This window comes from Sulfitobacter sp. AS59 (assembly GCF_038899995.1).
Lineage (GTDB): Bacteria > Pseudomonadota > Alphaproteobacteria > Rhodobacterales > Rhodobacteraceae > Sulfitobacter.
Window position 1 is genome coordinate 180,593 of sequence record NZ_JBBMQK010000004.1, and the last position, 26,226, is coordinate 206,818.

General features: G+C 56.8%; 26 protein-coding genes and 1 pseudogene. 18 read left to right on the plus strand and 9 right to left on the minus strand.

Annotated features, from left to right (window positions below):
• The first annotated feature begins 2 nt into the window (after positions 1 to 2).
• The 4 genes from glcF (at position 3) to WNY39_RS10980 (ending at position 4,299) form a co-directional block, all read left to right on the plus strand.
• Positions 3 to 1,394: a glycolate oxidase subunit GlcF gene (gene glcF, locus WNY39_RS10965; RefSeq protein ID WP_342845593.1), complete on the plus strand. Its 1,392-nt coding sequence runs from the start codon at positions 3 to 5 to the stop codon at positions 1,392 to 1,394.
• Between the two features lie 81 nt (positions 1,395 to 1,475).
• Complete coding sequence (locus tag WNY39_RS10970; protein WP_342845594.1) at positions 1,476 to 2,291, plus strand: trypsin-like serine protease; 816 nt, start codon at positions 1,476 to 1,478, stop codon at positions 2,289 to 2,291.
• 169 nt (positions 2,292 to 2,460) lie between these two features.
• Positions 2,461 to 2,934, plus strand: a complete 474-nt coding sequence (locus WNY39_RS10975) for an Hsp20 family protein (RefSeq protein ID WP_342845595.1) — start codon at positions 2,461 to 2,463, stop codon at positions 2,932 to 2,934.
• A 144-nt stretch (positions 2,935 to 3,078) separates the two neighbouring features.
• On the plus strand, positions 3,079 to 4,299 hold the full coding sequence (locus WNY39_RS10980; protein WP_342845596.1) for a PLP-dependent aminotransferase family protein: 1,221 nt from the start codon (positions 3,079 to 3,081) through the stop codon (positions 4,297 to 4,299).
• Between the two features lie 45 nt (positions 4,300 to 4,344).
• Here the strand turns inward: WNY39_RS10980 and WNY39_RS10985 are convergent, their stop codons facing one another.
• Positions 4,345 to 5,817, minus strand: coding sequence for an NAD-dependent succinate-semialdehyde dehydrogenase (locus tag WNY39_RS10985; protein WP_342845597.1), 1,473 nt, complete (start codon positions 5,815 to 5,817; stop codon positions 4,345 to 4,347).
• A 93-nt stretch (positions 5,818 to 5,910) separates the two neighbouring features.
• Here WNY39_RS10985 and WNY39_RS10990 point away from each other — a divergent pair, with 93 nt between their 5' ends.
• The 4 genes from WNY39_RS10990 (at position 5,911) to WNY39_RS11005 (ending at position 9,052) form a co-directional block, all read left to right on the plus strand.
• Positions 5,911 to 6,702 (plus strand): alpha/beta hydrolase, encoded by a 792-nt coding sequence (locus WNY39_RS10990; RefSeq protein WP_342845598.1) that lies wholly within the window; start codon positions 5,911 to 5,913, stop codon positions 6,700 to 6,702.
• A gap of 119 nt (positions 6,703 to 6,821) precedes the next feature.
• Entirely contained in the window at positions 6,822 to 8,045 is a 1,224-nt protein-coding gene (locus WNY39_RS10995) for an aminopeptidase P family protein (RefSeq protein WP_342845599.1), read from the plus strand.
• A gap of 96 nt (positions 8,046 to 8,141) precedes the next feature.
• Complete coding sequence (locus WNY39_RS11000) at positions 8,142 to 8,408, plus strand: hypothetical protein (RefSeq protein ID WP_342845600.1); 267 nt, start codon at positions 8,142 to 8,144, stop codon at positions 8,406 to 8,408.
• Positions 8,409 to 8,422: 14 nt separating this feature from the next.
• Positions 8,423 to 9,052, plus strand: a complete 630-nt coding sequence (locus tag WNY39_RS11005; RefSeq protein WP_342845601.1) for a DUF1523 family protein — start codon at positions 8,423 to 8,425, stop codon at positions 9,050 to 9,052.
• An 82-nt stretch (positions 9,053 to 9,134) separates the two neighbouring features.
• Here the strand turns inward: WNY39_RS11005 and WNY39_RS11010 are convergent, their stop codons facing one another.
• Both WNY39_RS11010 and WNY39_RS11015 read right to left on the minus strand, forming a co-directional pair.
• Positions 9,135 to 9,515: a histidine triad nucleotide-binding protein gene (locus WNY39_RS11010; protein WP_342845602.1), complete on the minus strand. Its 381-nt coding sequence runs from the start codon at positions 9,513 to 9,515 to the stop codon at positions 9,135 to 9,137.
• Between the two features lie 9 nt (positions 9,516 to 9,524).
• Entirely contained in the window at positions 9,525 to 11,102 is a 1,578-nt protein-coding gene (locus WNY39_RS11015; RefSeq protein ID WP_342845603.1) for a DUF5928 domain-containing protein, read from the minus strand.
• A gap of 156 nt (positions 11,103 to 11,258) precedes the next feature.
• Here WNY39_RS11015 and WNY39_RS11020 point away from each other — a divergent pair, with 156 nt between their 5' ends.
• The 5 genes from WNY39_RS11020 to WNY39_RS11040 all read left to right on the plus strand — a co-directional run bounded on the left by WNY39_RS11020 (position 11,259) and on the right by WNY39_RS11040 (position 15,432).
• Positions 11,259 to 12,077, plus strand: coding sequence for a sulfotransferase family protein (locus tag WNY39_RS11020; protein WP_342845604.1), 819 nt, complete (start codon positions 11,259 to 11,261; stop codon positions 12,075 to 12,077).
• A 116-nt stretch (positions 12,078 to 12,193) separates the two neighbouring features.
• Positions 12,194 to 12,682, plus strand: coding sequence for an SsrA-binding protein SmpB (gene smpB, locus WNY39_RS11025; protein ID WP_341233657.1), 489 nt, complete (start codon positions 12,194 to 12,196; stop codon positions 12,680 to 12,682).
• On the plus strand, positions 12,675 to 13,319 hold the full coding sequence (locus WNY39_RS11030) for a glutathione S-transferase family protein (RefSeq protein WP_342845605.1): 645 nt from the start codon (positions 12,675 to 12,677) through the stop codon (positions 13,317 to 13,319). Before smpB ends, WNY39_RS11030 begins: the two co-directional genes overlap by 8 nt.
• A gap of 74 nt (positions 13,320 to 13,393) precedes the next feature.
• Entirely contained in the window at positions 13,394 to 14,248 is an 855-nt protein-coding gene (sseA, locus tag WNY39_RS11035) for a 3-mercaptopyruvate sulfurtransferase (RefSeq protein ID WP_342845606.1), read from the plus strand.
• The gene (locus tag WNY39_RS11040; protein ID WP_342845607.1) at positions 14,248 to 15,432 is read left to right on the plus strand and encodes an amino acid aminotransferase; all 1,185 of its coding nucleotides are present in this window, start codon (positions 14,248 to 14,250) and stop codon (positions 15,430 to 15,432) included. The genes sseA and WNY39_RS11040 overlap by 1 nt, the downstream gene beginning before the upstream one ends.
• A 146-nt stretch (positions 15,433 to 15,578) precedes the next feature.
• Here WNY39_RS11040 and WNY39_RS11045 read toward each other — a convergent pair whose 3' ends face one another.
• Both WNY39_RS11045 and WNY39_RS11050 read right to left on the minus strand, forming a co-directional pair.
• Positions 15,579 to 16,880 (minus strand): ammonium transporter, encoded by a 1,302-nt coding sequence (locus WNY39_RS11045; protein WP_341233135.1) that lies wholly within the window; start codon positions 16,878 to 16,880, stop codon positions 15,579 to 15,581.
• A gap of 26 nt (positions 16,881 to 16,906) precedes the next feature.
• Positions 16,907 to 17,245, minus strand: a complete 339-nt coding sequence (locus WNY39_RS11050) for a P-II family nitrogen regulator (protein WP_005851080.1) — start codon at positions 17,243 to 17,245, stop codon at positions 16,907 to 16,909.
• Positions 17,246 to 17,499: 254 nt separating this feature from the next.
• Between WNY39_RS11050 and WNY39_RS11055 the strand changes: the two genes are divergently transcribed.
• On the plus strand, positions 17,500 to 19,686 hold the full coding sequence (locus tag WNY39_RS11055) for a PBP1A family penicillin-binding protein (protein WP_342845608.1): 2,187 nt from the start codon (positions 17,500 to 17,502) through the stop codon (positions 19,684 to 19,686).
• A gap of 111 nt (positions 19,687 to 19,797) precedes the next feature.
• Here WNY39_RS11055 and WNY39_RS11060 read toward each other — a convergent pair whose 3' ends face one another.
• The 4 genes from WNY39_RS11060 to WNY39_RS11075 all read right to left on the minus strand — a co-directional run bounded on the left by WNY39_RS11060 (position 19,798) and on the right by WNY39_RS11075 (position 23,077).
• Complete coding sequence (locus tag WNY39_RS11060) at positions 19,798 to 20,652, minus strand: DUF481 domain-containing protein (RefSeq protein WP_342845609.1); 855 nt, start codon at positions 20,650 to 20,652, stop codon at positions 19,798 to 19,800.
• Positions 20,653 to 20,820: 168 nt separating this feature from the next.
• Positions 20,821 to 21,708 carry a LysR family transcriptional regulator gene (locus tag WNY39_RS11065; protein WP_342845610.1) on the minus strand — a complete coding sequence of 296 codons (888 nt, stop codon included), beginning with the start codon at positions 21,706 to 21,708 and terminating at the stop codon, positions 20,821 to 20,823.
• A gap of 39 nt (positions 21,709 to 21,747) precedes the next feature.
• A complete protein-coding gene (locus WNY39_RS11070; protein ID WP_342845611.1) occupies positions 21,748 to 22,341 on the minus strand; it encodes an ABC transporter substrate-binding protein in 594 nt (197 codons plus the stop codon).
• On the minus strand, positions 22,331 to 23,077 hold the full coding sequence (locus WNY39_RS11075) for a VacJ family lipoprotein (protein ID WP_342845612.1): 747 nt from the start codon (positions 23,075 to 23,077) through the stop codon (positions 22,331 to 22,333). Before WNY39_RS11075 ends, WNY39_RS11070 begins: the two co-directional genes overlap by 11 nt.
• A 191-nt stretch (positions 23,078 to 23,268) precedes the next feature.
• Between WNY39_RS11075 and WNY39_RS11080 the strand changes: the two genes are divergently transcribed.
• The 4 genes and pseudogenes from WNY39_RS11080 to WNY39_RS11095 all read left to right on the plus strand — a co-directional run.
• Entirely contained in the window at positions 23,269 to 23,727 is a 459-nt protein-coding gene (locus WNY39_RS11080; protein WP_342845613.1) for a RidA family protein, read from the plus strand.
• The gene (locus WNY39_RS11085) at positions 23,724 to 24,485 is read left to right on the plus strand and encodes a glycerophosphodiester phosphodiesterase family protein (protein ID WP_342845614.1); all 762 of its coding nucleotides are present in this window, start codon (positions 23,724 to 23,726) and stop codon (positions 24,483 to 24,485) included. Before WNY39_RS11080 ends, WNY39_RS11085 begins: the two co-directional genes overlap by 4 nt.
• Before the next feature lie 50 nt (positions 24,486 to 24,535).
• Positions 24,536 to 25,723, plus strand: a complete 1,188-nt coding sequence (locus tag WNY39_RS11090; RefSeq protein ID WP_342845615.1) for a GNAT family N-acetyltransferase — start codon at positions 24,536 to 24,538, stop codon at positions 25,721 to 25,723.
• A pseudogene (locus WNY39_RS11095) lies at positions 25,720 to 26,007 on the plus strand (4a-hydroxytetrahydrobiopterin dehydratase); the annotation flags it as partial. The gene WNY39_RS11090 and the pseudogene WNY39_RS11095, both read left to right, overlap by 4 nt.
• Between the last annotated feature and the right edge of the window lie 219 nt (positions 26,008 to 26,226).

Consider the following 26,226-nt stretch of genomic DNA (forward strand, 5'->3'; position numbering starts at 1 on the left):
CCATGCAAACCACATTCACCCCAGATCAGCTGAAAAACCCTGCAATCAAACGCAGCAACGAGATATTGCGCGCCTGTGTGCATTGCGGTTTTTGCACAGCCACATGCCCGACCTATCAAGTGTTGGGGGATGAGCTGGACAGCCCGCGAGGGCGCATTTATCTGATCAAGGACATGTTGGAAAACGACCGTGATCCGGATGCCAAGACGGTCAAACATATCGACCGCTGCCTGTCCTGCCTTGCTTGCATGACGACCTGCCCGTCGGGGGTGCATTACATGCATTTGGTGGACCACGCGCGCGACTATATCGAACAGCGCTACAAGCGGCCTTTCAGCGACCGGGCGCTGCGGTGGATCTTGGCGCAAATTCTGCCATATCCGACGCGGTTTCGGTTGGCGTTGTTGGGGGCCAAGATCGGGCGGCCCTTTGCACGGCTGATGCCGGACGCGCGGCTTAAGGCGATGCTTGAGATGGCCCCCAAGACCATCCCGCCCGTCAGCCGCAATGACGATCCGCAAAGCTTTGCCCCGCAAGGCGCGCGCAAAAAACGTGTGGCGCTGATGACAGGCTGCGCGCAAAAGGCGCTGAATACGGACATCAATGATGCCACGATCCGGCTGCTGACCCGGTTGGGCTGCGAGGTTGTGGTAGCCGAGGGGGCGGGATGTTGCGGGGCATTGACCCATCACATGGGCAAGACCCATGAGAGCCACGCGACGGCGGCCAAAAACATCAAAGCATGGTGCGCCGAAATTGACGGCAAGGGGCTGGATGCCATTGTCATCAACACGTCCGGCTGCGGGACCACCGTCAAGGATTACGGGCATATGTTTCGCAATGATCCCCTTGCGGCGGATGCGGCGCGGGTATCGGCGATTGCGCGGGATGTGTCAGAGGTGCTGATCGATCTGAAACAGACAGAGGATACCAAGGCAGCACCCCGCCCCGCCAAGGATAATATTGCTGGAACAGACGCCGTTGTGCCACGTGAGCCGGTAGATCAAGGGATGGTTGTCGCCTATCACGCGGCGTGTTCTTTGCAGCACGGCCAGCAGATCAAAACCTATCCCAAGGATTTGCTAAAGCAAGCCGGGTTCACCGTCGTCGAACCGGCTGATTCCCATCTGTGTTGCGGGTCGGCGGGCACCTATAATCTGATGCAGCCAGAAATTTCAAAGCAGCTGAAAGATCGCAAAATTAGAACCCTACAGGCCAAGAACCCGGACGTGATTGCTGCAGGGAATATCGGATGCATGATGCAAATCGGGTCGGCTGCGGGCATTCCTGTGGTGCATACGGTCGAACTGTTGGATTGGGCCAGTGGTGGGCCGAAACCACCGGCGCTGACCCGCGAATATGACCCCAAGGGCGAGATTCCGAAACTGCGGTGACGTCTTGCCCTATTTATGCCTCATCTTGCCATTAGCGGTGGGTTCCATATTTAGCGAACTCCGAAGGAAGGGAGCCTTGCAATGCGCCGTTGGGTAGCCCTTTCTCTTGCTTTGCTGACCGTCTCGACAGCGGCGTTATCCGAAGATGCCTACCTGCGCAGCCTTGAGACTGGTGTTGATGCGCGCGCGTGGGAGGCCGTTGGCCGGTTGGACATTGGCGGCGCAGGGTTTTGCACCGGCGCATTGATCGCACCACGCCTTGTTTTGACGGCGGCGCACTGTCTGTTTGACCGCAAAACCAAGCAACTTATCGATCACAGCACTGTCGAATTTCTGGCCGGATGGCGCAACGGGCGGGCGGGCGCGTACCGCAATATCCGCCGTGCTGTCGTGCATCCTGACTATGTCTATGACGGGGCCGTATCACCCCAGCGGGTGCGCAATGATCTGGCCTTGCTAGAGCTTGACCGCCCGATCCAGAATACCACGATTATCCCCTTTGAGACGGCGGCACGCCCGCGTCGGGGCGACAGGTTGGGTGTCGTCAGCTATGCCAAAGACCGCGCCGAAGCACCGTCACTGCAAGAGGTGTGCAGCGTTTTGGCCCGCCAAGAGGGTGTTCTGGTGACCACCTGTTCCGTCGATTTCGGATCAAGTGGTGCCCCGATTTTCACCTTCTCCGACGGTGTGCCGCAGATCGTTTCGGTGGTGTCCGCCAAGGCGCAGGTTGAAGGGAATGAAGTCTCATTAGGCACTGCATTGGGCACGCCCCTTGCGCAGTTGCAGGCGGAACTGGTTGCCGGAAAAGGGGTTTACCATGCCCCGGGCATCAAGCGGAAAACGATATCTGCAACGGACCGTCGCCGGACAACCGGTGCCAAGTTCGTAAAGCCTTAGGCAGAAATTTCTGCGCGTATCGCGTTATCGCGCCCCTCTTGAAACCGGAATTATTCATCCCCACATCAGTTTCACCAAGACGCCTAGTTAGGGTTTTGGACATGAAACAAGGGCCTGTCCGCAGTGGAAGGTCCGGATATGTAAATCGCTCAAACGAGGATGAACACCTATGCGTAATTTTGATTTTGCACCCCTTTACCGTTCCACCGTTGGCTTTGACCAAATTGCCAACCTAATGGACCGCGTTGCGACCAATGATGTCGCACAAAACAGCTATCCCCCTTACAATATCGAAAAGCTTGACGACGATGCGTACCGCATTTCGATTGCCGTCGCCGGTTTCTCTGAGGCGGAGCTAAACGTCGAAGTACGGGAAAAATCCCTGATCGTTTCAGCCCGCAAGGCGGATGACGCGACCGAGAAAACCTATCTACATCGCGGTATTGCGACACGTGCGTTCGAGCGTCGGTTCCACCTTGCCGACCATGTGCAAGTAACGGGTGCCACCCATGTTGATGGGATGCTGAACATCGATCTGGAGCGCCAAGTGCCCGAAGCACTGAAGCCGCGCCAGATCCAGATCGCAAGCTCCACCGCGGGCGCGATTGAAAAAGATGTCGTCGATGCGAAGTCTGTGAACTAAGCATTCTTCAGATCGCGTGAATTGGACCCGGGGCAGTGCCTCGGGTCTTTTTGTATTGGCCGTCAGGTGGTTTAGGTCATTAATATTGACTTAAAATGAGTCGCACGCCAATGTGCCTGAAATCAATGGGGGGAGGCGGGCACCATGTCCTTGCAAGAAATATTCGCAACACGCGCCACGCGCATGAAGGCATCTGAAATCCGCGAGCTGCTCAAGCTGCTGGATCAGCCGGATATCATATCGTTTGCCGGCGGCATTCCTGACCCTGAACTGTTCCCAAAGCAGGCATTCCAAGACGCATTTAACACAGCATTGACGGGCCCAATTGCCGATCAAGGACTGCAATATTCAACCAGCGAAGGGCACAAACCGCTGCGGGTCTGGATTGCGGACCAAATGCAGAAAATCGGCATTCCCGCCACGCCCGATAACATCCTGATCACGTCCGGTTCGCAGCAAGCGCTGGATTATCTGGGCAAGCTGTTCCTATCGCCCGGTGACACCGCTTTGGTCGGCTGGCCCACCTATCTGGGCGCATTGGGCGCGTTTAACGCCTACGAGCCGCGTTATGACAAGCTGGACCCATTAAGCAACCGGTCTGGGGCCGATTACATGGCAGCGGCCGATGCCGCAGGCGGTAAAGCCAAGTTTGCCTATCTGTCGGTTGATTTTGCCAACCCCACCGGTGCCACGGTCAGCCGCGCGGCGCGCGAGCGTGTGATTGATCTGGCGGACGAGATGGACATCGCCGTGATCGAAGACGCGGCATATCAATCTCTGCGCTTTGACGGCGAGGCGGTTCCGCCAATTCTGGCGCTTGAGGCCGCGCGCAAGGGCGGTGATATCGAGGCTTGTCGCACGATCTATTGCGGGAGCTTCTCCAAGACATTGTCGCCGGGTCTGCGCGTCGGTTGGGTGTGCGCTGCGATGCCCGTGATCAACCAACTGGTGTTGATGAAGCAGGCGGCAGATTTGCACAGTGCGACGCTGAACCAGATCGCGATTGCCGACGTCGCCCAGCAGCATTTCGACAGCCATGTTGCCAAAATCCGTGCGGCCTATCGTGGGCGGCGCGATGTGATGCTGAACGCGCTGGAAGAGTATATGCCGGACGGTGTCAGCTGGACAAAACCCGAAGGTGGGATGTTCATTTGGGTGACGCTGCCCGAGACATTGGACGGGGCCGATTTGCTGGCCGAGTCGCTCAAGACCGAGCGGGTCGCCTTTGTGCCGGGGCATGCGTTTTTTGCCGATGGATCAGGGCGCAATACGCTGCGGCTGAGCTATGCCACCTCGGACGAGGGTAAGATCGTCGAGGGGATCAAGCGGCTGGGCAATCTGATCACCAAGGCGCTGGCTGCTTAAACGAAAACGGGCGGCAGGATCTTCCCGCCGCCCGCAAAGTACATATCAGACAGACATGCAGATGTATTTCATCTCAAGGTAATCCTCGATCCCGTGATGGCTGCCTTCGCGGCCCAGACCTGATTGTTTGACGCCGCCGAACGGTGCCACCTCGGTCGAGATCAGACCGGTGTTTACGCCCACGATGCCGTATTCCAGTGCCTCGGCGACTTTGTACACGCGGCTCAGGTCTTTGGCATAGAAGTAGGACGCCAGACCAAAGATCGTGTCGTTGGCCATCGCGATCACGTCATCGACCGTGTCGAATTTGAACAGCGGTGCCAGCGGGCCAAAGGTTTCTTCGGTCGCGACCATCATGTCTTGGGTGACGCCGGTCATGATCGTGGGCGGCAGGAAGTTTCCGTCCATGTCGCCAGCATCGCCCAAGATCACATTGGCACCCTTGGATTTTGCATCCTCGATATGCTCTTTGACCTTTTCGCCCGCGGCGGAATTGATCAGCGGGCCAAGGGCCACGCCGTCTTCAAAGCCGTCACCGACTTTGAGCTTCTCGACCGCGACTTTCAGCTTTTCCGCGAAGGCGTCGTAGACACCGGCCTGCACATAGATGCGGTTGGCGCAAACGCAGGTCTGGCCGTTGTTGCGGAATTTGCACAGGATCGCGCCTTCGACCGCGGCATCCAGATCGGCGTCATCAAACACGATGAACGGTGCGTTGCCGCCCAGCTCCATCGAACATTTCATGACCTGATCGGCGGCTTGCTTCATCAAGATGCGGCCAACTTCGGTCGATCCGGTGAAGGTCAGCTTGCGCACGGCGGGGTTTTCGCAGAATTCCTTGCCCACGGCAGAGGACGACGACGATGGCACCACGTTGAACACGCCCGCAGGGATGCCCGCGCGTTCGGCCAACACACCCATGACAATCGCCGACAGCGGCGTTTCCGCAGCTGGGCGCGCAACAAATGCACAGCCAGCGGCCAGCGCGGGGGCTGCCTTGCGGGTGATCATCGCGTTGGGAAAGTTCCACGGCGTGATCGATGCGGCAACACCGATGGGTTGCTTGATCACGGTGATACGCTTGTCGCGCTGGTGGCCGGGAATGGTTTCGCCGTACACACGCTTGGCCTGTTCGCCCATGAATTCGATAAACGACGCGCCATAGGCGATCTCGCCTTTGGCCTCGGCCAGTGGTTTGCCTTGCTCTGCGGTCAGGATGGCACCCAGATCGTCCTGGTTCTCCATCATCAAATCGAACCATTTGCGCATTACGGCGGCGCGTTCCTTGCCGGTCCAAGCGGCCCATTCTTTCTGGGCTTTCTCGGCTTGGGCGATGGCTCCGGCGACTTGGGCACGGCTTAGGTCGGCCACTTTGGCAATTACATCGCCGCGCGCAGGGTTGGTCACATCAAAGGTGCCATCGTCGCCATCTACCCATTCGCCGCCAATATAGGCGCGGGTTTCCAGCAGACTGGGGTCCTTGAGCATAGATTTCAGATCGGTCTTTGCGTCAGTCATTTTGATCTCTCCGCTTTTGTTTGTGGAACCCAAAGCAACATTCGCTATGATTGTCTAGTTCCAGTTTGTTTTGGAGTGTTAAGGGAGACCCAAATGCAGTTAGATGATGCTTATGCCAACGCCGCTTATATCGAGGGTGCCGAGGACTATCCGCCCCGCTGGCAAAAGGCAGCAGCAGCGTTCCGCAAAAAGCTGGGGTTTCGCGCGCAAAAGAATATCTCATACGGTCCGTCCGACCGTCAGGTTTATGATTTCTTTGAACCCGAAGGTGTTTCCCGTGGCACTGTCGTTTTCATCCATGGCGGATATTGGAAGGCTTTTGCCCCCTCTGACTGGTCGCATCTGGCGGCGGGCGCGCTGTCGCGCGGCTATGCCGTTGCGATGATTGGCTATGATCTGTGCCCCGATGTACGCATCAGCCAGATCACCAGTCAGGTGGCCAAAGGGCTGGCAGATGTTGCCAAGCGGACCCAAGGGTCGATTTCACTGGCCGGACATTCCGCTGGGGGTCAGTTGGTTGCGCGTATGACCGACCCGCTGATCCTGCCTGGTGATGTGCGCGAACGGATTTCCAATATCGTGACGATTTCCCCCGTGGCCGATCTGGAACCGTTGCTGCAAACCACCATGAACGAGGTTTTGCAGCTGGATGAGGCAGAGGCCGCTGCCGAAAGCCCTGTCAACATGACCCCGCCGCATGGGGTGAATGTCACGATCTGGGTCGGCGCGGATGAACGCCCCGCCTTTATCGAACAGGCAGAACAATTGTCGCGCGTTTGGGGGGCCAAGATGACCGCAGTCGAAGGGCGGCATCACTTTGATATCATCGATTTGTTGGAAGACCCCGACAGCGACATGATGAAAGCGTTGCTTGGCATCAAGTGACCCCTTGATCGGTGCGCTGAAATAGGTGAAAGGTTGCATGGGCTAGGGCGATGGCGTCGTTCTGAATATAGGCCCTTGCGTCCTGCACGCCGGGACCTTTCTGAAAAGGAGGGTCTGATATGACCAATCCATCTAAAGTTTTGCGCCCCGATATGTACCGCTTTCACAATGGTGAGAAATCGCCGTTGCCTTTTGATGCGGCAGAATACGAGGCGCGTCTGGAAGAGCTGCGCGAGCGGATGGAAAGCGCAGGGGCAACCGCTGCTGTTTTCACATCGATGCATAATATCGCGTATTATTCGGGCTTTCTGTACTGTGCCTTTGGCCGACCCTATGGCTTGGTCGTCACGGATACCGATTGCGTGACCATTTCCGCAGGCATCGACGCAGGCCAGCCGTGGCGTCGCAGTTTTGCCGACAACATCACCTATACCGATTGGCAGCGCGATAACTACTGGCGGGCGATCGCGTCGGTCACGGGCAAAGGGGCCGTGATCGGGTATGAGGGCGACCACCTGACGATGATGCAGCGCGACAAGCTTGAGGATTTTCTGGAACCGGTTGTGATGGTCGATCTGTTCGAGACGACGATGCGCCAGCGGATGCACAAGTCAGAGGCCGAGATCGCCCTGATCCGCCAAGGCGCGCAGGTTGCCGATGTGGGCGGTTATGCCATTCGCGACGCGGTCAAGGTCGGCGCGCGCGAGATCGATATCGCTATGGCGGGCCGCGATGCGATGGAGCTTGAGATCGCCAAACGTTTCCCCGATGCCGAATACCGCGATACGTGGGTCTGGTTCCAGTCGGGGCTGAACACCGATGGCGCGCATAACCCTGTCACGGCACGTCAGTTGGAACGCGGTGATATCTTGTCGCTGAACACGTTCCCGATGATATCTGCCTATTACACCGCGCTTGAGCGTACGATGTTTGCGGGCGAGGTGGATGCGGCCAGCCTCAAGATTTGGGAGGCCAATGTCGCCGCCCATGAATACGGGATGAGCCTGCTGAAACCGGGATCAAGCTGCGCCGAGATCACCCATAAGATAAACGATTTCTTTGCCGAGCGTGATCTGCTGCAACACCGCACCTTTGGTTACGGGCATTCGTTTGGCGTGTTGTCGCATTACTACGGCCGCGAAGCGGGGCTGGAACTGCGCGAAGACGTCGACACCGTGCTTGAACCCGGCATGGTTATCTCGATGGAGCCGATGCTGACCGTAGGCGCTGATAAACCCGGTGCTGGCGGATATCGCGAGCATGATATCTTGGTGATCACGGATGATGGCAATGACAATATCACCGGCTATCCTTATGGGCCGGAATTTAACGTGGTAGGGTAAAACCTAAGCCTTAGGCCCTGTCGGCGTTGGATGATTTCCAATGTCGGTGGGGCCGTGCGGGGCGGAAAACGCGTCAGGACACAAGGACAACTCGCCATGCTTGCATTTTTTCAACTGATTGTGGTCGGCTTTGCTGTCTTTACCATCATCTATGTGGGCCTGTCGATGTATTCCCGCCGCATCCGGCGTGGCAAACTGCGCGAGAAATGGCGCAAGGGTCCACGGCTTGTGGATTTGGACAGTTTCGTGCAACGAGGGCTAAAGAGATATGACAGCTCGATCCGTCGTAAATTGATCTGGGGTGTCTATATTGTACCGGTGGGGCTGGTTATCGTAATCATCTACCTCACCAACTTTAGCTAGGGGAAGCCGGCGCTATGAATATCATCAAATGGGTGTTCTGGATCACGATCTGGACGATTGTCGCCGGATTCTTTCATTATACGTTGCCGCAGGTCGATATCGTGCGGATCACCGACACCTATGAAAAGCGTGTCGATTTTGGTGATAACTCAATCTTTTGGTCCAATGCGGATGTGGGCAACAACAACAGCTTGGGCAACCGGGATGTGTTCTTTATCCAGACCCGCCGCGCCAAGGGCGATGTGATGGTGTACCGCAACGAAGACACCGGCTGGGGATGGCCGCCCTATTTCAAGTTTGACACAACCAATTTGCAGGCCGAAGCCTCGGATTTACGATCTGCCTCGGGCGCGCCGCAATATGTGGCGCTGAAGCATTACGGCTGGCGGAACGAATTCCTGTCGATCTTTCCCAATGCGATTTCTGTGCGCCCCGTTGCGGGTCCGGATGTTTCAAAAGGCATTCCGTTTTTGAACATCATCATACTGACGCTCTTTGCCGCGCTGATCTATGCGATCTGGGTGCGCTGGCGCAGGTTCAGAGAGAAACGGATCGATCCGACGCTAGAGCGGATCGAAGATGATTTTGCTGAAAAGCAGGGGCGTTTTTCGCGCTGGATGGCAAGCTGGAAAAAACAACCGTAGTCGCGTGGTTCGGGTGGGAGAGGGGGCCAGCCCCCGCCCTTCGGGCACCCCCGGGATATTTTAAAGCCATCGAAGCCGGGGATTAGGTCGGGCGGGCAACCATGCGGCCCATAGGGCGGCCGCCCAAGATATGAACGTGCAGATGCGGGACCTCTTGAACGCCATCCGCGCCTGCGTTCGAGATCATCCGAAAGCCATCGCCGTCCTCAAGCGTAACCCCTTCGGATTTGCAAACTTCGGAAATTGCGCGGATATAACCGACGATCTCGGCGTCCGAGGCTTGGGCCGCGAAGTGATCAAAGCTGACATAGGGGCCTTTGGGGATCACCAGCACATGGGTCGGGGCCTGCGGTTGAATATCGCGAAAGGCCAACGCGTGATCGGATTCGAAAACGGTATCGTTGGGGATTTCACCGCGCAGGATTTTGGCAAAGATGTTCTGATCGTCATAGGCGTAGGCCATGGGGTGTCCTTAGTCTGAAAAGAGGTAATGCATTTTAGCGATATCTAGCGCTTTTTCCGGTGGTATCTGAAGGAAATCAGACAAGACATTGGCATTTTCTTGGGGTGAAGCGTTTTCCCGCATCCGCGCGTAATTCTCGAACTGCGAGTCGCGGATACGGTCGGATTCAAATGTCATGTCGTTGCGGATCGTCGGCAAGAGCCGGCCCAAGGTTTCCGCCGATGTGCGTTCGCCAGCAAGGCCGACGCGCACCGCGTGGCCAGCCAGATAGTCGTCAGAGAACTGGCATTCGATTTCCAAAATGCGCGTGATCGACCTGTCAGAGGCGAAATCATTCAGCAGTTCAATATTGCCCGGGTCCATGCAGACAATCAGCCGGTCTGTTTCATAGTAGTCAAACAACATCCGCATCAAGGCGCGCCGGTGGCGCGTGCGTTTGCCAAGGGTGTTCTGAATGCCGCCCAGATCGGGCAGGGGTGTGCTTTCTTCGTTGAACAGATATTCGATCGACGGCAGGTTTGTTGTCTGGCGGATGCGTTCAAGAACACGTTTGGCGACGTGCCATTTTTTGCAGACAACGATCAACAGCTCACGCTCGCGGCCCAGCGTGCTTTCGGCTTCCCAAAATCGGGTGGCAAAACGGCGCCCGATCCGGCCCCGCCCGCTGAGAAAGTTGAACAGGCTGCGGCCTTCGTTGCTGATCTGGAACTCGACGCCTTGCGCGGTGTAAAGCAGGCCCAAGCGGCGCTTGAGGTCTGTCGCTTCGCTGCTGATTTTACGCGCAAACAGGTAGTCCTGAGCAACAAGCAGATCGTAGTGGTCATTATAAAAGGTCAGCGGCATGCCGTAATCGGTGAACATCAGGAACGTAAGCGTACGCGCGCGGATTTCGTCGCCCGGAATGACGTGGCGCACGATGGTTTGGAAGAATGTCTCATCCGGGATCCATGTGGTGCGAAAGAACCGCATGACGTCTTTGCGGCGCTTGCTGAACTCAAGAACCTTTTCGATGGTCTGGCGGCGCAGACACCACCACTGGCTGCCGATCTGTACCTGTATGTCGGCCGGGATTTTGCGGGTTATGCCCAAACGCTTTTGCAACCCGTACATCCAGTAAAAGCGTTTCTTTTGGGTGCGTTCGTTGAACCAATGCCGATAGATCAGCCGCTCTTCCTGCCAGCCGGTCTTGATCCAGTCGCTTTCAAAGTAGTCAAAGCTTTCGATAAAATCGAAGTCATTATCATTCAGGTAATTATGGGTGTATTCGGCCGATTTGATCGCCATGCAGTCACCCGACAGCATATAGAAATGCGTCGCGCGGGGGAACGCGTCAACCGCGCTTTCGACCGCGTTCAGGGTCGCTTGGACCAGTGACCATTCGCCCCAACCGCAGCGAATGCGTTTGCGCGTAAACACCACGTTCGGATTGGCGCAAAGTGCTTTGGTAATCTGTGCGAAATCGGTGGCGCTGGCAGAGGCGTCGAAATGGATTGACATATAATCGCCCGACGACGTCAGCCGTTCCGCCTGCTTGATGATCGCAGTCGGGTCCTTGTGACATAGTAAGATATAGGCGATTCTGGCCATGAGTGACGACGCTGCCCTTTCGTATCGCTCAGGCGACAAGATAAAGATGATCAGTGATTGAATAAACCGCGAATATTTGCTTTTTTCTAACTCAGGCCATTCTCTTGCCATAAACTGTGGTAATTGTGGCCAAAAATAAGAGGTTCGGGCAAAAAAATGGGTTTTCCAGGGACTTGGATGACGGAAAGCGAAAGCGTTGTGTACCGTGTGGTGCCCAAATGCGCCTGCTCGACCATTGGGCAGATCATGTATTATTCGGATCATGGCGAATTTTTCGACGGCGATATTCACGATGCGAAATCCGGCATGCACAAATGGGCCATGGATGAATCGCAAGAGCCGATTACCAGAAATGTGCAGGCCCACGATTCCTATGCGTTTACCTGTGTAAGAAACCCCTACACCCGTGTTCTAAGCTCGTTCTTTGACAAAATCTGCGGCATCCAGCGCAACGGCAAGCGGTATCGTGGCAACCTTGTTCCGCTATTGGTGCAGAAATACGGTATCGAAGTCGGCGGCATCGACGGCAAGCAAGAGTTTGACCAAATCGCCAGCTTTCGCCGGTTTTTGCTGTTTGCACGCGATACCATTCGGTGGCGGCGCCCCATGGACCCGGACATTCACTGGTCCGCCCAAGCGGGGCATGTCAGCACCTTCATCGTAAACGGCGGCACCTACGACAAGATCGTCTGGACCGAACAGTTTAACGACGGCATGCAAGACGTGCTGGATGCGATCAAGACACCGCACCCCGTCGCCTTGGCCGATATTCCACGGTTTAACGAATCCGAAGGGCACGGGCCCAAGCGGGCGCATCCGGTAGAGGATTATTTTGACGATCTGTCGATGCATCTGGTGCGCGAAATCTACAAGCGTGACTTCGAGCTGTTCAGATACGATATGGATAATCCAGCCAACAAGATGCCCATTTCCGAGATCGACCTGAAAGAAGTTCACGCGAAACTGGGCGAATAGGGCGGCATAAATGCCCGTTCTTGGCAGCCGTACAAATCGCTGCGGATTTGATGCACAATTTCAAACGATGCGCGGCCCATCTTGCGCAGGCGGGCGCTGCGTCCTACATCATCGGCATGTCACAGGTAAAATCATCATCCAAATCTGACCCCAACTACAAGGTCATTGCCGAAAACCGCCGCGCGCGGTTTGACTACGCCATCGATGATGACGTCGAATGCGGCATTATGCTTGAAGGGTCCGAGGTGAAATCCCTGCGCAACGGCGGGGCCAATATCGCCGAAAGCTATGCCGCGGTTGAGGATGGCGAGCTGTGGTTGGTGAATTCCTATGTCGCCCCCTACAGCCAGGCGAAAACCTTTAGCCACGAAGAACGCCGCCGCCGCAAGCTGCTGGTGTCGAAAAAGCAGCTGTCGCACCTGTGGAACGAAACGCAGCGCAAGGGCATGACCCTTGTGCCGATGGTGATGTATTTCAATCACCGCGGCATGGCCAAGATCAAGATCGGCATCGCCAAGGGTAAAAAGCTGCACGACAAGCGCGAGACAGAGGCCAAGCGCGATTGGTCGCGGCAAAAGCAACGCCTGTTGAAAGACCATGGCTGAGGGGCTGACCCTCATCGGTTACCGATATAGCGTTTACACCCGCATTGTGCGCGCCGCCCTGATCGAAATGGGGTTGGAAGCAACCTATCACGAGCTGAACCCGTTCTCTGACACGTCCGATCCTTTGTTGTTGGAACACACCCCATTTGGCAGGGTGCCCGTGTTGCGGCACGATGATTTCACGCTGACCGAAACCAGCGCCATTTTGCGATACCTCGATGCGATTGGTCCGGGCCTGTCCTTGGTTCCGACAGCACCGCACCAGATGGCGCGTATGGCTCAGGTCGTCGCCGTTACCGATTTCTACGGCTACGTGCCATTGGTGCGGCAGGTGTTCGCAAACGCTGTCTTTGCGCCCATGATGGACGAGGTCGCAGATGAATTGGCCGTGACCGAGGGGCTGAAAAATGCCCGCCCCATGTTGCAAAGCTTGAATGCCATCGCGGCCGAAGGGCACCAGTTGAACGGGGTCGACATTACGCTTGCCGATCTCCATCTGGCACCGATGATCGCCTACTTCACGATGGCACCGCAGGGCAGCTCGATGATGGCCGCATTTCCGACCCTTCAACGGTGGTGGCAAGGTGTCGCAGACCGCCCCAGCTTGCTGCAAACCGACCCTTTTGCAGGCCCCTAGGGCAGCCGCACCCTTGCCTGCCCCCGCCTGCACGGTTAGGCATAGCAAAACCTGTTCTCAAAGGGGGCTGACCCATGTCCGACGATCCGAAAACACTTGTTTCAACCGACTGGCTGGCACAACACATCAAAGATCCCGACCTGCGTTTGTTGGATGCGTCATGGTATCTGCCCGACATGGGCCGCGATCCCAAGGCCGAGTATGACGCGGCCCACATCCCCGGCGCGCGTTTCTTTGACATAGACGAGATTTCGGACGGGCGCTCCGATCTGCCTCACATGGCCCCCCCGGCCGAAAAATTCATGTCGCGTATGCGGGCAATGGGTGTCGGCGATGGCCATCAGATTGTTGTCTATGACGGCGCGGGCCTGATGTCTGCGGCCCGGGTCTGGTGGCTGTTCAAGCTGATGGGTCAGGACAACGTTGCAGTGCTGGATGGCGGCTTGCCCAAATGGGTGGCCGAGGGTCGCAAGACCGAAGACATGCCCCCCATCCCCCGCGACCGCCACATGACCGTTCGCTTTCAAAACCAACTGGTGCGCGATGTGACGCAGGTGGCCCAAGCCTCCAAGCTTAAGGACCCGCAGATCGTTGATGCCCGCGCAGCAGGTCGGTTCCGCGGTGACGATCCCGAACCCCGCGAAGGGTTGCGTGCGGGCCATATCCCCGGTTCGCGGAACCTGCCCTATACTGATCTGCTGAACGCAGACAAAACCATGAAATCCGTGGACCAGATAAAGGCCGCCTTCGAGGGCGCTGGCATTGATTTGTCGCGCCCGGTGATCACCAGTTGCGGATCAGGCATTACAGCGGCGGTCCTTGGGCTGGCGCTGGAACGGATAGGCCACAAAAGTTGGTCTTTATATGATGGATCTTGGGCCGAATGGGGGATGTTCCCCACAGTGCCCGTTGCGACCGGAGACGCATAATGTTCGAAAACCTGCAGGCGCAGCCCGCCGATAAAATCCTTGCTCTCATGCAAATGTACAAGGACGACCCCCGCGAGACCAAGATCGACCTTGGCGTGGGCGTCTACAAAGATGCGACCGGGCTGACACCGGTCATGCGGGCGGTTAAATCTGCCGAACATCAAATTTGGGAAGCGCAAGACAGCAAAAGCTATACCGGACTGTCCGGCGATCCTGCCTTTGGCGATGCGATGGTCACCATGGTTCTAGGCGATGCTGTGCCCCGCGCTAATGTTGCGGCAGCCGCGACCCCCGGTGGCACAGGGGCCCTGCGTCAAGCGTTTGAGCTGATCCAGATGGCGCGCCCCGATGCACGGGTGTTCGTGTCAAACCCGACCTGGCCAAACCACCTGTCGATCCTGAAATACCTCGGCATGACGACCGTGCCTTACCGCTATTTTGATGATGAAACCCGTGGCGTTGATTTCGACGGCATGTTGGCCGATCTCAAGACCGCCCAAAAGGGCGATGTGATCCTGCTGCACGGCTGCTGTCACAACCCCACCGGCGCAAACCTGAACCCCACGCAATGGGACGCTGTAATTAAGGTTCTGCAAGAAACCGGCGCAACCCCAATGATCGACATCGCGTACCAAGGTTTCGGCGATGGTCTGGACGCAGATGCCGCAGCAACCCGCAAGGTCGCCGCGGCGGTGCCTGAATGCCTGATCGCGGCCAGCTGCTCCAAAAACTTTGGCATCTACCGCGAACGTACCGGCATCCTGATGGCTGTTTCCTCGGATGCCTCTGCCCAGCAGCTGAACCAAGGCACACTGGCCTTCTTGAACCGCCAGAACTTCAGCTTCCCGCCTGACCACGGTGCGCGGATTGTGGCGACGATCCTGAACGACGACGCCCTGCGCGCCGACTGGATGGCCGAGCTTGAGGATATCCGCAACACCATGCTGGGTCTGCGCAGCCAGCTTGCCGGCGAATTGCAACGGCTCTCTGGCTCTGATCGGTTCGGTTTCCTTGCAGAACACCGCGGCATGTTCTCGCGCCTCGGCACGACCCCGGAAATGGTGGAAAAACTGCGCGTCGATCACGGCATCTATATGGTCGGCGACAGCCGCATGAACATCGCAGGCCTGAACGCACAAACCGTTCCGATCCTTGCCAAGGCGATCATCGACGTGGGCATCTAAGCGGCTTCTTTCCGCTTCACCCTTTCTTAAATACTCAATAGCGCCGCGCTGTCCCCCAGCACGGCGCTATTTTTTTACCCGCCCTTCACCCAAAAAAAACCCGGACGCGAAGGCCCGGGTCTTAAACTCGTTACGGTGTGGCTCTCTTAGCTTTTCGAGAACTCAGGATATGCTTCCATACCCAGCTCCGACACGTCGAGGCCGGTAATCTCGGCTTCCTCGCTGACGCGGATGCCCATGGTGACCTTGAGGATCAACCAGACAACCAGCGACACGATAAAGACGAATGCACCGATGGACGCAAAGCCGATGATCTGTGTCACAAAGGATGTGCCGTCGGTATAGACGGGAACAACCAGCGTGCCCCAGAAACCGGCGATCAAGTGTACTGGGATCGCACCCACAACATCGTCGATTTTCAGCTTGTCCAGGAATGGAACCGCGAAGACCACGATCACACCACCAACGGCACCGATCCAAAGCGCGCCAAACAATGTCGGGTCAAGCGGACCCGCAGTGATGGACACCAGACCCGCCAGCGCGCCGTTCAGCAGCATGGTCAGGTCGACCTTTTTGTACAGGATCTGCGTCAGGATCATCGCCGCAACAGCACCGGCAGCCGCCGCCATGTTGGTGTTGGCAAAGATTTGCGCAACAGCGTCAGCGTCGATCATCGACCCCATGGCCAACTGCGAACCGCCGTTGAAGCCGAACCAACCCAGCCACAGGATGAACGTACCCAGTGTGGCAAGCGGCAGGTTCGAACCCTGCATCGGGATCACACGGCCGTCTTTGTATTTGCCGATACGTGGTCCAAGGATGATCGCACCTGCAAGGGCTGCGAAACCACCAGCTGCGTGAACCAATGTGGAACCAGCAAAGTCAGAGAAACCTGCGTCAGACAACCAGCCTGCGCCCCACTGCCAGCTTGCTTCGATCGGATAGATAAAGCCGGTCAGCACGACGGTAAAGATCAGGAAGGGCCACAGTTTGATACGTTCGGCCAATGTGCCCGAAACGATCGATGCTGTGGTCGCGCAGAACATCAACTGAAAGAAGAAGTCGGACGCGTTGGAATAGCCGCCTGCGTCGATCGCTGTTTTGATGTCTTTGGTGCCAAAGGTGCCGAACACGCCTTGGATGATCCAGGCGTCGCCCGGGTACATGATGTTATAGCCAACCAGCCAATACATGATGGCAGCCAGCGAAAACAGCGCGATGTTCTTTGTCAGCTGCGTTGTCACGTTCTTTGAACGGACAAGCCCGGCTTCGAGCATGGCAAAACCAGCGGCCATCCAGAAGACCAGGAAGCCACCGATCAAGAACAGCAGCGTATTAAAGATGAATGCAGTCTCGGACGCGCTTGCAAACTCGGCGTCCTGTGCAAAGCCCAATGTCGGCAACAGCGCGGCTGTCGCGGCCATGGGAAGGAGAATTCGTAATTTCATTTCGTCATTTCCTCAAGCGTTAAGGGTCAAATGGCGTCTTCGCCGGTTTCACCGGTGCGCACACGCACGGCCTGCTCGACATCGAGCACAAAGATTTTGCCGTCACCGATCTTGCCGGTGTGGGCGGTGCGGGTGATGGTTTCGACCATCTGATCGGCCAGCGCGTCGGCGACGACCAATTCAAGTTTTACTTTGGGTACAAAGTTCACGACGTATTCAGCGCCGCGATAGATTTCTGTGTGGCCAGACTGGGCACCAAAGCCCTTGATTTCTGTTACCATCAACCCACGTACGCCTGCTTCGGTCAGCGCTTCGCGGACCTCTTCAAGCTTGAAAGGCTTAATTGTTGCTATGATGAGTTTCACCTAAAGTCCCTCTTCTAGAATGCAGGTTCTTCCTGCGTGATGCCTGAGAAGAAAAGCGGGACTCTGGTCGATTATGATAGGCAAAAGGGCGCACAATGGCCTGTTTTACAGGCGTGTATGTCTAAAAAATGTGCAAAAAGTTAAATGTGATTAAAAAATGTGCAAAAAATAGACGCGTGCCGATGACCTCTACGCTAAACAATCATCGGCATGCAGGATAGAGTGGCGAAAAAGAACGGTCGAGCGAGCAGTAAATGAGTGATTCACCCAAGCGGAAGCGGCCCATGGTCGCTGACAAGCGATATAGCGCAAAAGCGGCAGCTTCGGCCAAAAAGAAGCCTGCAAAAAAGGCACCTGCCAAGCGCAAGCCTGCACGCAAACCGGTCAAACGCCGCGGCGGTATCCTTGGCTTTTTCAGCGCGGTGATCCGCTGGATCCTGAACCTGATCTGGAAAATCGTCTCGCGGGTGACGCTGGTGGTCGTGCTGTTGCTGGCCTGTGCGGTCGGGTATTTTTACACAACGCTACCGCCGCTTGATGCGCTGCTGGATGGGCGCGCGCGCGGATCGGTCACCTTGTTGGATCGCAATGGGGATGTATTCGCATGGCGTGGCGATCAGTTCGGCGGTGTTGTGAACGCGTCAAATGTATCACCACATCTCAAGAACGCGGTCATCGCCACAGAAGACAAACGTTTCTACCGCCACTTTGGTGTATCCCCGCGCGGGATCGCATCTGCGGTGCGTATCAACCTGTCTGAAGGGCGCGGCCCACTGTCAGGGCATGGTGGGTCAACGATCACCCAACAAGTCGCCAAACTGCTGTGTCTGGGCGAACCTTTCGATCCATCCTCGGGCCAGACGGAAAAGGAATACGAGGCCGAATGCCGCCGCTCGTCCCTCAGCCGCAAGGCTAAGGAGGCGCTGTATTCCATGGCGATGGAAGTGAAGTATTCCAAGGATGATATCCTGTCGATCTATCTGAACCGCGCCTATATGGGCGGCGGTGCATTCGGTGCCGAAGCCGCCGCACAACGCTTTTTCGGCAAGCCTGCAACGGCCCTGCGCCCCGCAGAAGGCGCGATGCTGGCCGGTTTGCTGACCGCCCCCACAACATTATCGCCCACGAACAATCTGGACCGGTCGCAAAGCCGCGCTGCCACTGTGGTGCGCCTGATGGAAGAGCAGGGGTATCTGACCCAAGCCGAGGCTGACGATGCGATTGCGCACCCCGCCGAACTGTCAGAGGCCGCCGAAGCCCAAGCCGGCGGGTATTTCGCTGATTGGGTCATGTCGTCGGGGCCCGAGTTCTTTACCCGCAACACGACCGAAGACGTGATTATCAAGACAACGCTGGATCAGCGCATTCAAAAGGCCGCCGAGGCCGGGCTAAGCTGGGTGTTCGAAAATAAGGTACGCGAAGGGTCCAAGGCGCAGGCTGCCGTTGTCGTCATGTCCGCCGATGGTGCTGTGCGTGCAATGGTTGGTGGCCGCAAGACCAAAGTGGCTGGTGCCTTTAACCGCGCGACCCAAGCGATGCGCCAGACGGGTTCGTCGTTCAAACCATTCATCTATGCTGCGGCCCTTGATCTGGGGTATTCCCCCAATGATCTGATCGAGGACGCACCCTATTGCCTGAATATCCCGGGATCGGGCGAATGGTGCCCTAAAAACTATACCAAAGAGTTCAAAGGTCAGGTGTCGCTGACGACCGCACTAAAGGATTCGCTTAATATTCCGGCAGTCAAAGTTTCTGAAAGTGTGGGCCGCGATGTGGTCAGCCAAGTCGCAACGCAGTTCGGCATTCAAAGCGATCTGGCCGTCGGTCCCGCGCTCGCGCTTGGGGCTTCCGAAAGCACCCTGCTTGAGATGACAGGTGCATATGCGGGTATCTTGAACGGCGGGTCGTCCGTGAAACCTTACGGCTTGATTGATCTAAAGCTGCTGGGCGATAGCGAACCGTTGATGGGCACGGGCGGCGGTATTGGCGAACGGGTGATCCAAGAGGATGCCGCCCTTCAGCTGGTCTATATGATGGAGAAAGTCGTGTCGGAAGGCACCGGCAGACGGGCGCAGTTTGGCGGGCGTGAACTGGCGGGCAAGACCGGCACCACACAAGCCAACCGCGATGCGTGGTTCATCGGGTTCTCGGCTGATTATGTGGCCGGTGTCTGGATGGGTTATGACGATAACACCCCGCTGACAGGCGTATCGGGCGGCGGGTTGCCGACCGAGATCTGGAAAGAAGTGATGGAGCGGGTACACGAGGGGCTGCCTGTGCGGCCCTTGCCAATGATCATACCGGCCCCTGCCGTGGTCGAGGCCCCCGTGCCGGTCCCCGCGCCGCAACCGCAAAACCCGCTGAGCCTGATTGATCAGGTCCTGCGCGATATCTTTGGTGGCGGATCATCCGGCGGCAACGGGCAAGAAGATAACCGATAGACGCAGCCATAAAAGTGAAAAAGGGAGACTGGGGTAAACCCAATCTCCCTTTTCTGTCAGGCTTGAACGGTCCGAGGTAACAAACCCGCCTAAGCCAGATGACAGTCTGCTTTAGAAGCCGAGAACCAAGGACACACCCAAGGTGTTGTCAGTGGATTTCAGACCCGCAGCAGGATCAGTGTTGTAGTCAGTACGGTAGCTGACCCGTGTCGACAGGTTGTCAGACATTTTGTAGTTGATGCCCGCATCGTTCGACAGAACAGTGTTGACCTTGGAGCTTACAACGTCTGTGTCCATGGTGAACGACACTGTGTCGTTGAAGGCATAGAAGTAACGCGAAGATGCGATGGCACCGACTTCGGTTTCAGATGTGCCAGTCACGTCCTTGTAGTAGCGAACGCCAGGGCCCGCTTGGATGCGCCATGTGTGACCATTTGTGTTGATCGCACGGTAGCCCGGACCAAAGCCCAAGAACGCGTCGGTTTCCGAACCGGGAACCTGTGCACCGGTATTGTCGGTCAGGTAGCCATCATATTGGTAACGGGCCAGACCAAAGGCATAAAGCTGCTCAGAGAAATAGCGGCTACCTTCGTATGTGCCGAAAAACTTCTCTTCGCTTTTTTGGCCATTGGCTTCGCCGTATTCGACCGCAAAACCAACCAAGTGGTTCCAGCTGCCGATACCATATGTCAGACGGCCAGCGCCTGAAACTTCACCGTTGTCGGTGTTGCCGCTTGTGCCCGATGCGGACAATGCGAACGAACCGCGCCAGCCTTGTGCGACGCCGTTGGGGCCGTAACGCTCTGCGTCATCGCCGCGTGCAAGATCGGTTTGAACATCATCTGTGATGTCGTCGATCTGGTCATTCAATGTCTCAATGCCCAAAGCGCGTTGCTGAGCGAAAACTGGGGCGGCAGCCATCAGTGCGATTACGGAAACCGCCGAAACTTTAAAGAACGTATTCATTGGGGAATCCTTTCCCTTAGAAGTGACCCGACCCTGAGAGAGGGACAGGAGCATCTCTGCTGAGAATGGATTTAGGGTAGTACTTCACATAAGTTAAATTCGAATTACTCGTGCATAAAACGAGCATTACTCGTTTGTAATTCGGCGGCTGTGATCAGTGTATGGGCATCAGCTGGTGGGCGATTGCTCAATCAGGTTATCTTGTTCATTTTCAGCCGCTTGGGCGACGTCAATCAAGGTGCGCCGCGCGACCGACAGCAACTCGGGGTCCAGGTCTTCGCGCCAAACAACCCACGCGGGATAGGAAAACCGTGGCGCATCCGCAACAAGGTGCAACCTTCCTGTATCGATATACCGCTGGGCGGAGCGTGCAGGCAGATATGCGGCGGCGCGGCGGTTCACGATATAGTCGCCAGCCAACGCGCCAAGCGCCATGGCACGCCCCGCATTTGTCAGATGGGGTAGCGCGGTTGCATGCATATGCGTGAATTCTGGACCCCAATCGACAAAGACATATTCCGGCCCGATATCCTCCAGCGCCGCCTGGAAAGACGAGACCAGCACCAGCTCCTCGGCCAGCACGGGTTGGACCAGCAGACCGGGGCGGAGCTGCGGGGTATAGAGCAGGGCAGCCTGTATCACCCCTTCGACGAGAAACCGGGTCAGCCTGTCGGTCATGCCCATTTCGGCCCGCACGCTTAGATCAGGCAGAGCTGTTTGCAGCGCATCAATCCAGCGAAACCCCAACCGGTGCCAAAGCGAATATTGCGCCCCCAGCGAAAGACTGCGGCTGTAGCCCTCGGGGATAGCGATTTGTTGGCGGGCTTCTTCCCATATCTTAAGCAGGCTTAGGGCATAGGGGACGAACTGTTCGCCCTCAGATGTCAGCAGCGCGCCCGATTTGGAACGTTTGAACAGCGCGTGGCCCAAGCTGTCTTCTAGTCGCTGAATGCGCAGGCTGACCGCTGATTGCGTGACAAACAGCTTGTCCGACGCAGCCACGAAAGAGCCGGAGTTTGCGACCTCGATAAAGGTTTTGATCAGCGTGATATCCATGCCCCGACCATGAGGCAGGCAAGGGCGGTTGCCAAGCGTCTAGCGTACGGCTTTCAGGTCTTGGGTCGCTGCAATCAGATCACCACCACGCCGGTCCAGCATCGAACCGATTTCACTGCGTTCGGTCAGCAGCAGGTTCACGCCCTCAAGGAACATATTGAAAAACTGAAGCTCGCCGGATTTGTCGGACACCAGAAAAATCACATCAATCGGGTTTTCACCGCGCAGATAAGCGGTGGTCTTGATCTCGTAGCCCTGCTTGATTTCGCGGGCACCTTCGACCTCGATCCGGCCACCGATAAATTGGCCAAATCGGCCGCCGTATTTTTTGGCGATATAGCTGGAAAAGACATCGGAAAACGCTGCCTTTTGCGCGGGGCTGGCGCTGCGCCCGTCAACGCCAAGCGCATATTGCGCCATGATATCGACGTCAGCATAGCGTTCGAACAACGTCTCGAACTGCGGGATCATATCGGCCTCGGGCATGCCGCTGTCGATCACGCGGTAAATGTCGGCGATCAACCGCGTGATAAACGCAGTCGCGTCATTTGCCGTCAAAGCGGCTGCGGGTCGTGCGACGACCAGTGAACAGACCCCGCCAATAAAGGTGCGTCTGCCAAGCTTAGTTTGCATAGGGGTCATCATACGTAGCCATCGTGCCGGTGCGGCGGGAAAGTTCATAGCGGCGTTTCTGCAGATAGATCAGGCGCGCCTGCGCATAGCTGTCGGCGCTGTTGCCCAGCACATCACTGATCATGTCACTGCGTCGGCTGTTCTTGAGGATGCGGTCGGTCAGCTTTGCGGCAGTGCCAACATATTTTTCAGGGCTGTCCAGCACGTTGGACAGCGGGTTTGTGAACATGTCCACAACGCGCCCTGCAACATCACGGCCTGTCGATGGCCCCAGAAGCGGTAGTTCGTAATACGCCCCTTCGCCAACACCCCAAACATACAAGGTCTCGCCAAAATCGGTGTCGTGTTCAGGCACTTTGAATTCGCTGGCAGCATCAACCAGACCCGCAAAGCCAAGGACCGAATTGATCGCAAAGCGCGATGTTGCAAGCCCGAATCCTTGCAGGTCGCCCTGAAGGAACGAATTCACCGCGACTTGGGGCATCGACATGTTTTCTGCGACGTTGTGAATCATCGTCTGAAATTCAAAGGGCACAGCCTTGGCCAGCCCGCCGCCCTTACCGGATCCTGCAATCTTTTTGTTAAAAGCATGTACCTTGCGGTTGTTTTGCTCGTAGGGGTCATTGATGCCTGTCGGCTCAACCCTCGCGGTACCGCTGCACGCGGCAAGGGCTGCCACAAAGGCGAGCATCGTCAGGTTGCGCAGCATTTTGGATGAATTAAATCTATTGATCACGGCAGCCCCCTTGGCGGCGGTAAGGATTTTGCACGTTATGGGGGCAGTACATGTAATTGGCAACATATCATTACATGATCCCTGCCACCCCGGAAAACCGTGGATTTCGCTGCGTGAATGCCCCCTTTCCGTTTGGCCGTCGCAGCGTTAACCTGTCGCGCAAACATATCTGATTTCAAAGGAAGAAACCCATGAGCATCACCAAACGTCTCAGCGATTTAGGTGTCACATTGCCAGACGCGCCTGCCCCTGCGGCCAACTATGTGCCTTTCGTCAAGACGGGGAACATCGTCTATATCTCTGGCCAGATATCGAACGGACCTGATGGCCTGATTCTGGGCAAGCTGGGCGATACGATGGATGTTGATGCCGGTGCGGCGGCAGCCAAAACCTGTGCGATCAGCCTGTTGGCGCAGGTCAAAGCCGCCTGTGATGGCGATATCGAACGTCTGGTGCGCGTGGTGAAGCTGACCGGTTTTGTGAACTCTACTGCCGATTTCACCGACCAGCCCAAGGTGATCAATGGCGCGTCTGACTTTCTGGTCGAGGCCCTAGGTGATGCAGGGCGGCATGCACGTTCTGCGGTATCTGCCGCGTCCTTGCCACTGGGCGTCGCCGTCGAAATCGAAGGCATTTTCGAGATCGCATGACCTTTCCAGCAGCCCTTGTAAAAGCACCTTTTGCCCACCGGGGCTTTCATGATCTGAACGCGGGACGGCCTGAAAACAGCCCGACCGCGTTCAGCGCTGCGATTGAACGCGGCTATGGTATCGAATTGGATGTGCAGCTAAGCGCCGACGGGCAAGCGATGGTTTTTCATGACTATGCGCTGGATCGTCTGACGGCCGAGACAGGACCGATCCAGCAACGCACCGCGGCCGAGCTGGCACAGATCACGCTGAAGGGCGGCACCGATACGATACACACCTTGCCAGAAATCCTGACGCTGATCGGCGGGCGTGTTCCGTTGCTGGTCGAGGTCAAGGATCAAGACGGTGCCATGGGCGCAAACATCGGTCCGCTGGAAAAGATGACAGCCCAAGCGTTGCAGGGTTATGAGGGCGATGTGGCGGTGATGTCGTTCAATCCAAATTCCGTGGCCTTGATGGCGCAGCTTGTGCCACAGGTGCCGCGCGGCATTGTCACCAGTGCCTACCGCTATGCCGATTGGCCGCTATCGCGGGCGACCTGCGATCATCTGCGTGAGTTACCCGATTATGACCGGTCCGGCGCATGTTTCATCAGTCACGAGGTTGATGATCTGTCGCGACCGCGTGTGGCAGCCCTACGCAAGGCGGGCGCGATGGTGTGTTGTTGGACAGTGCGCAGCGCCGAAATCGAAGCGACGGCGCGACACTATGCCGATAATATCACTTTCGAGGGCTATGATGCGTTGCTGACCGCTTGAACCCCGGCGTTTCGGCCACAGATACAACCCATGGCAACCGGGACACCTTCATGAGCGCGCAAGAAGTCGAAATTCGAATATTCCCCGAGATTGCAGACATTGGCCAGGCCGACTGGGATGCCTGCGCCTGCCCCGAAGCCGCATCAGGCGGGCGGCCAAATGATCCGTTCACCACCTACCGTTTCCTATCCGCGATGGAGGACAGCGGCAGCGTTGGCCCCGGCACGGGCTGGCAGCCGCAATACCTAGCTGCGTCGATTGGCGGGCAGATCATCGGGGTGGCGCCGATGTATGCGAAATCCCACAGCCAAGGCGAATATATCTTTGATCACAACTGGGCCCATGCGTGGGAACGTGCGGGTGGTCGGTATTATCCGAAACTGCAAATTGCCGTGCCGCACACCCCCGCCACCGGTCGCCGTTTTCTAACCCGTCCGGGTTTTGAGGACGCAGGCATGGCGGCGTTGATACAAGGTGCCGTGCAACTGACCGACAACAACGGGCTGTCGTCATTACACATCACCTTTTGCACCGAGGCCGAGGCGATGGCGGCGCAAGAATTGGGGTTGATGGCGCGCAAAAGCCAGCAGTTCCATTGGCAAAACCACGGCTATGCGGACTTCGACGGCTTTCTTGCCACGCTCAGCTCGCGCAAGCGCAAAAACATCCGCAAGGAACGGCTGCAAGCGCAGGATTTTGGCGGGACGATTGAAACTTTTACCGGCGACCAGATCGAGCCTGAACATTGGGATGCGTTCTGGGAGTTTTACCAAGACACCGGTGCGCGCAAATGGGGCACACCTTATCTGACGCGCCAGTTCTTTGATATCGCTCAGGAAACCCTGCGCGATGACATGGCGTTGGTGTTGGCAGGGCGTAATGGGCGGTGGGTCGCCGGCGCGCTGAACTTTGTCGGGGCTGACGCGTTATATGGGCGGTACTGGGGGTGCAACGAGCACCACCCGTTCCTACATTTCGAACTGTGCTATTATCGCGCAATCGACATCGCAATCGACATGAAGCTGGCAAGCGTAGAGGCAGGAGCCCAAGGCGAACACAAACTGGCACGCGGCTATCTGCCCACCGCAACATGGTCACTGCACTGGATGCGCGATCAGGGCTTTGCCCGCGCCGTGGGGGATTACCTGCAGCAAGAACGTGCCGCCGTAGATCACGATATCGACATACTGACAGATTATGGCCCGTTTAAGCGGGTAAATATTGAGGAACAACAATGAGCGAAAAATTAAGCGAAGAGACCCGGAAAACCGTGCTCGCCCCCTTGTTTGCGACAGGCTGGGAAATGGTCGACGGGCGTGATGCCATCATCAAGACGTTCAAGTTCAACGATTTTGCGGATGCATTTGGCTGGATGACCCGCGCGGCCATCTGGGCGGAAAAATGGAACCATCACCCGGAATGGGAAAATGTGTACAGCAAGGTGGTCGTGACGCTGACGACCCATGATTGCGATGGGCTAAGCGCGCTGGATGCCAAGCTCGCGCGCAAGATGGATGGTTTATTCGGCACGGTAAACGAAAAGCAAGCCTCTACTACTACCGGCACCCAAAACACAGTCTCTAAGGTCTGTCCTGAATGCGGCCACGTATTTAAGGGCAACGGATGGGATGGAATTGACGCTCATTGGAAGTCAAAACATGAAGATGTAATGCCGTATGCAGAAGCTTGGCCTTTGCTGAAAGATGGCACTTACAAAAGCTGAAACATATGAGGGCCGCTG

What these genes read in the sequence shown, in the direction of transcription:
- smpB (WP_341233657.1), top strand. Translation starts at nt 12,194, where the DNA reads ATGTCACAGGTAAAATCATCATCCAAATCTGACCCCAACTACAAGGTC.
- WNY39_RS11010 (WP_342845602.1), bottom strand. Translation starts at nt 9,515, where the DNA reads ATGGCCTACGCCTATGACGATCAGAACATCTTTGCCAAAATCCTGCGC.
- WNY39_RS11070 (WP_342845611.1), bottom strand. Translation starts at nt 22,341, where the DNA reads ATGCAAACTAAGCTTGGCAGACGCACCTTTATTGGCGGGGTCTGTTCA.
- WNY39_RS11060 (WP_342845609.1), bottom strand. Translation starts at nt 20,652, where the DNA reads ATGAATACGTTCTTTAAAGTTTCGGCGGTTTCCGTAATCGCACTGATG.
- WNY39_RS11085 (WP_342845614.1), top strand. Translation starts at nt 23,724, where the DNA reads ATGACCTTTCCAGCAGCCCTTGTAAAAGCACCTTTTGCCCACCGGGGC.
- glcF (WP_342845593.1), top strand. Translation starts at nt 3, where the DNA reads ATGCAAACCACATTCACCCCAGATCAGCTGAAAAACCCTGCAATCAAA.
- WNY39_RS10980 (WP_342845596.1), top strand. Translation starts at nt 3,079, where the DNA reads ATGTCCTTGCAAGAAATATTCGCAACACGCGCCACGCGCATGAAGGCA.
- WNY39_RS11040 (WP_342845607.1), top strand. Translation starts at nt 14,248, where the DNA reads ATGTTCGAAAACCTGCAGGCGCAGCCCGCCGATAAAATCCTTGCTCTC.
- WNY39_RS11000 (WP_342845600.1), top strand. Translation starts at nt 8,142, where the DNA reads ATGCTTGCATTTTTTCAACTGATTGTGGTCGGCTTTGCTGTCTTTACC.
- WNY39_RS10995 (WP_342845599.1), top strand. Translation starts at nt 6,822, where the DNA reads ATGACCAATCCATCTAAAGTTTTGCGCCCCGATATGTACCGCTTTCAC.
- WNY39_RS11005 (WP_342845601.1), top strand. Translation starts at nt 8,423, where the DNA reads ATGAATATCATCAAATGGGTGTTCTGGATCACGATCTGGACGATTGTC.
- WNY39_RS11045 (WP_341233135.1), bottom strand. Translation starts at nt 16,880, where the DNA reads ATGAAATTACGAATTCTCCTTCCCATGGCCGCGACAGCCGCGCTGTTG.
- WNY39_RS10970 (WP_342845594.1), top strand. Translation starts at nt 1,476, where the DNA reads ATGCGCCGTTGGGTAGCCCTTTCTCTTGCTTTGCTGACCGTCTCGACA.
- WNY39_RS10990 (WP_342845598.1), top strand. Translation starts at nt 5,911, where the DNA reads ATGCAGTTAGATGATGCTTATGCCAACGCCGCTTATATCGAGGGTGCC.
- WNY39_RS11030 (WP_342845605.1), top strand. Translation starts at nt 12,675, where the DNA reads ATGGCTGAGGGGCTGACCCTCATCGGTTACCGATATAGCGTTTACACC.
- WNY39_RS11065 (WP_342845610.1), bottom strand. Translation starts at nt 21,708, where the DNA reads ATGGATATCACGCTGATCAAAACCTTTATCGAGGTCGCAAACTCCGGC.
- WNY39_RS11090 (WP_342845615.1), top strand. Translation starts at nt 24,536, where the DNA reads ATGAGCGCGCAAGAAGTCGAAATTCGAATATTCCCCGAGATTGCAGAC.
- WNY39_RS11055 (WP_342845608.1), top strand. Translation starts at nt 17,500, where the DNA reads ATGAGTGATTCACCCAAGCGGAAGCGGCCCATGGTCGCTGACAAGCGA.
- WNY39_RS11015 (WP_342845603.1), bottom strand. Translation starts at nt 11,102, where the DNA reads ATGGCCAGAATCGCCTATATCTTACTATGTCACAAGGACCCGACTGCG.
- WNY39_RS11080 (WP_342845613.1), top strand. Translation starts at nt 23,269, where the DNA reads ATGAGCATCACCAAACGTCTCAGCGATTTAGGTGTCACATTGCCAGAC.
- sseA (WP_342845606.1), top strand. Translation starts at nt 13,394, where the DNA reads ATGTCCGACGATCCGAAAACACTTGTTTCAACCGACTGGCTGGCACAA.
- WNY39_RS10985 (WP_342845597.1), bottom strand. Translation starts at nt 5,817, where the DNA reads ATGACTGACGCAAAGACCGATCTGAAATCTATGCTCAAGGACCCCAGT.
- WNY39_RS10975 (WP_342845595.1), top strand. Translation starts at nt 2,461, where the DNA reads ATGCGTAATTTTGATTTTGCACCCCTTTACCGTTCCACCGTTGGCTTT.
- WNY39_RS11020 (WP_342845604.1), top strand. Translation starts at nt 11,259, where the DNA reads ATGGGTTTTCCAGGGACTTGGATGACGGAAAGCGAAAGCGTTGTGTAC.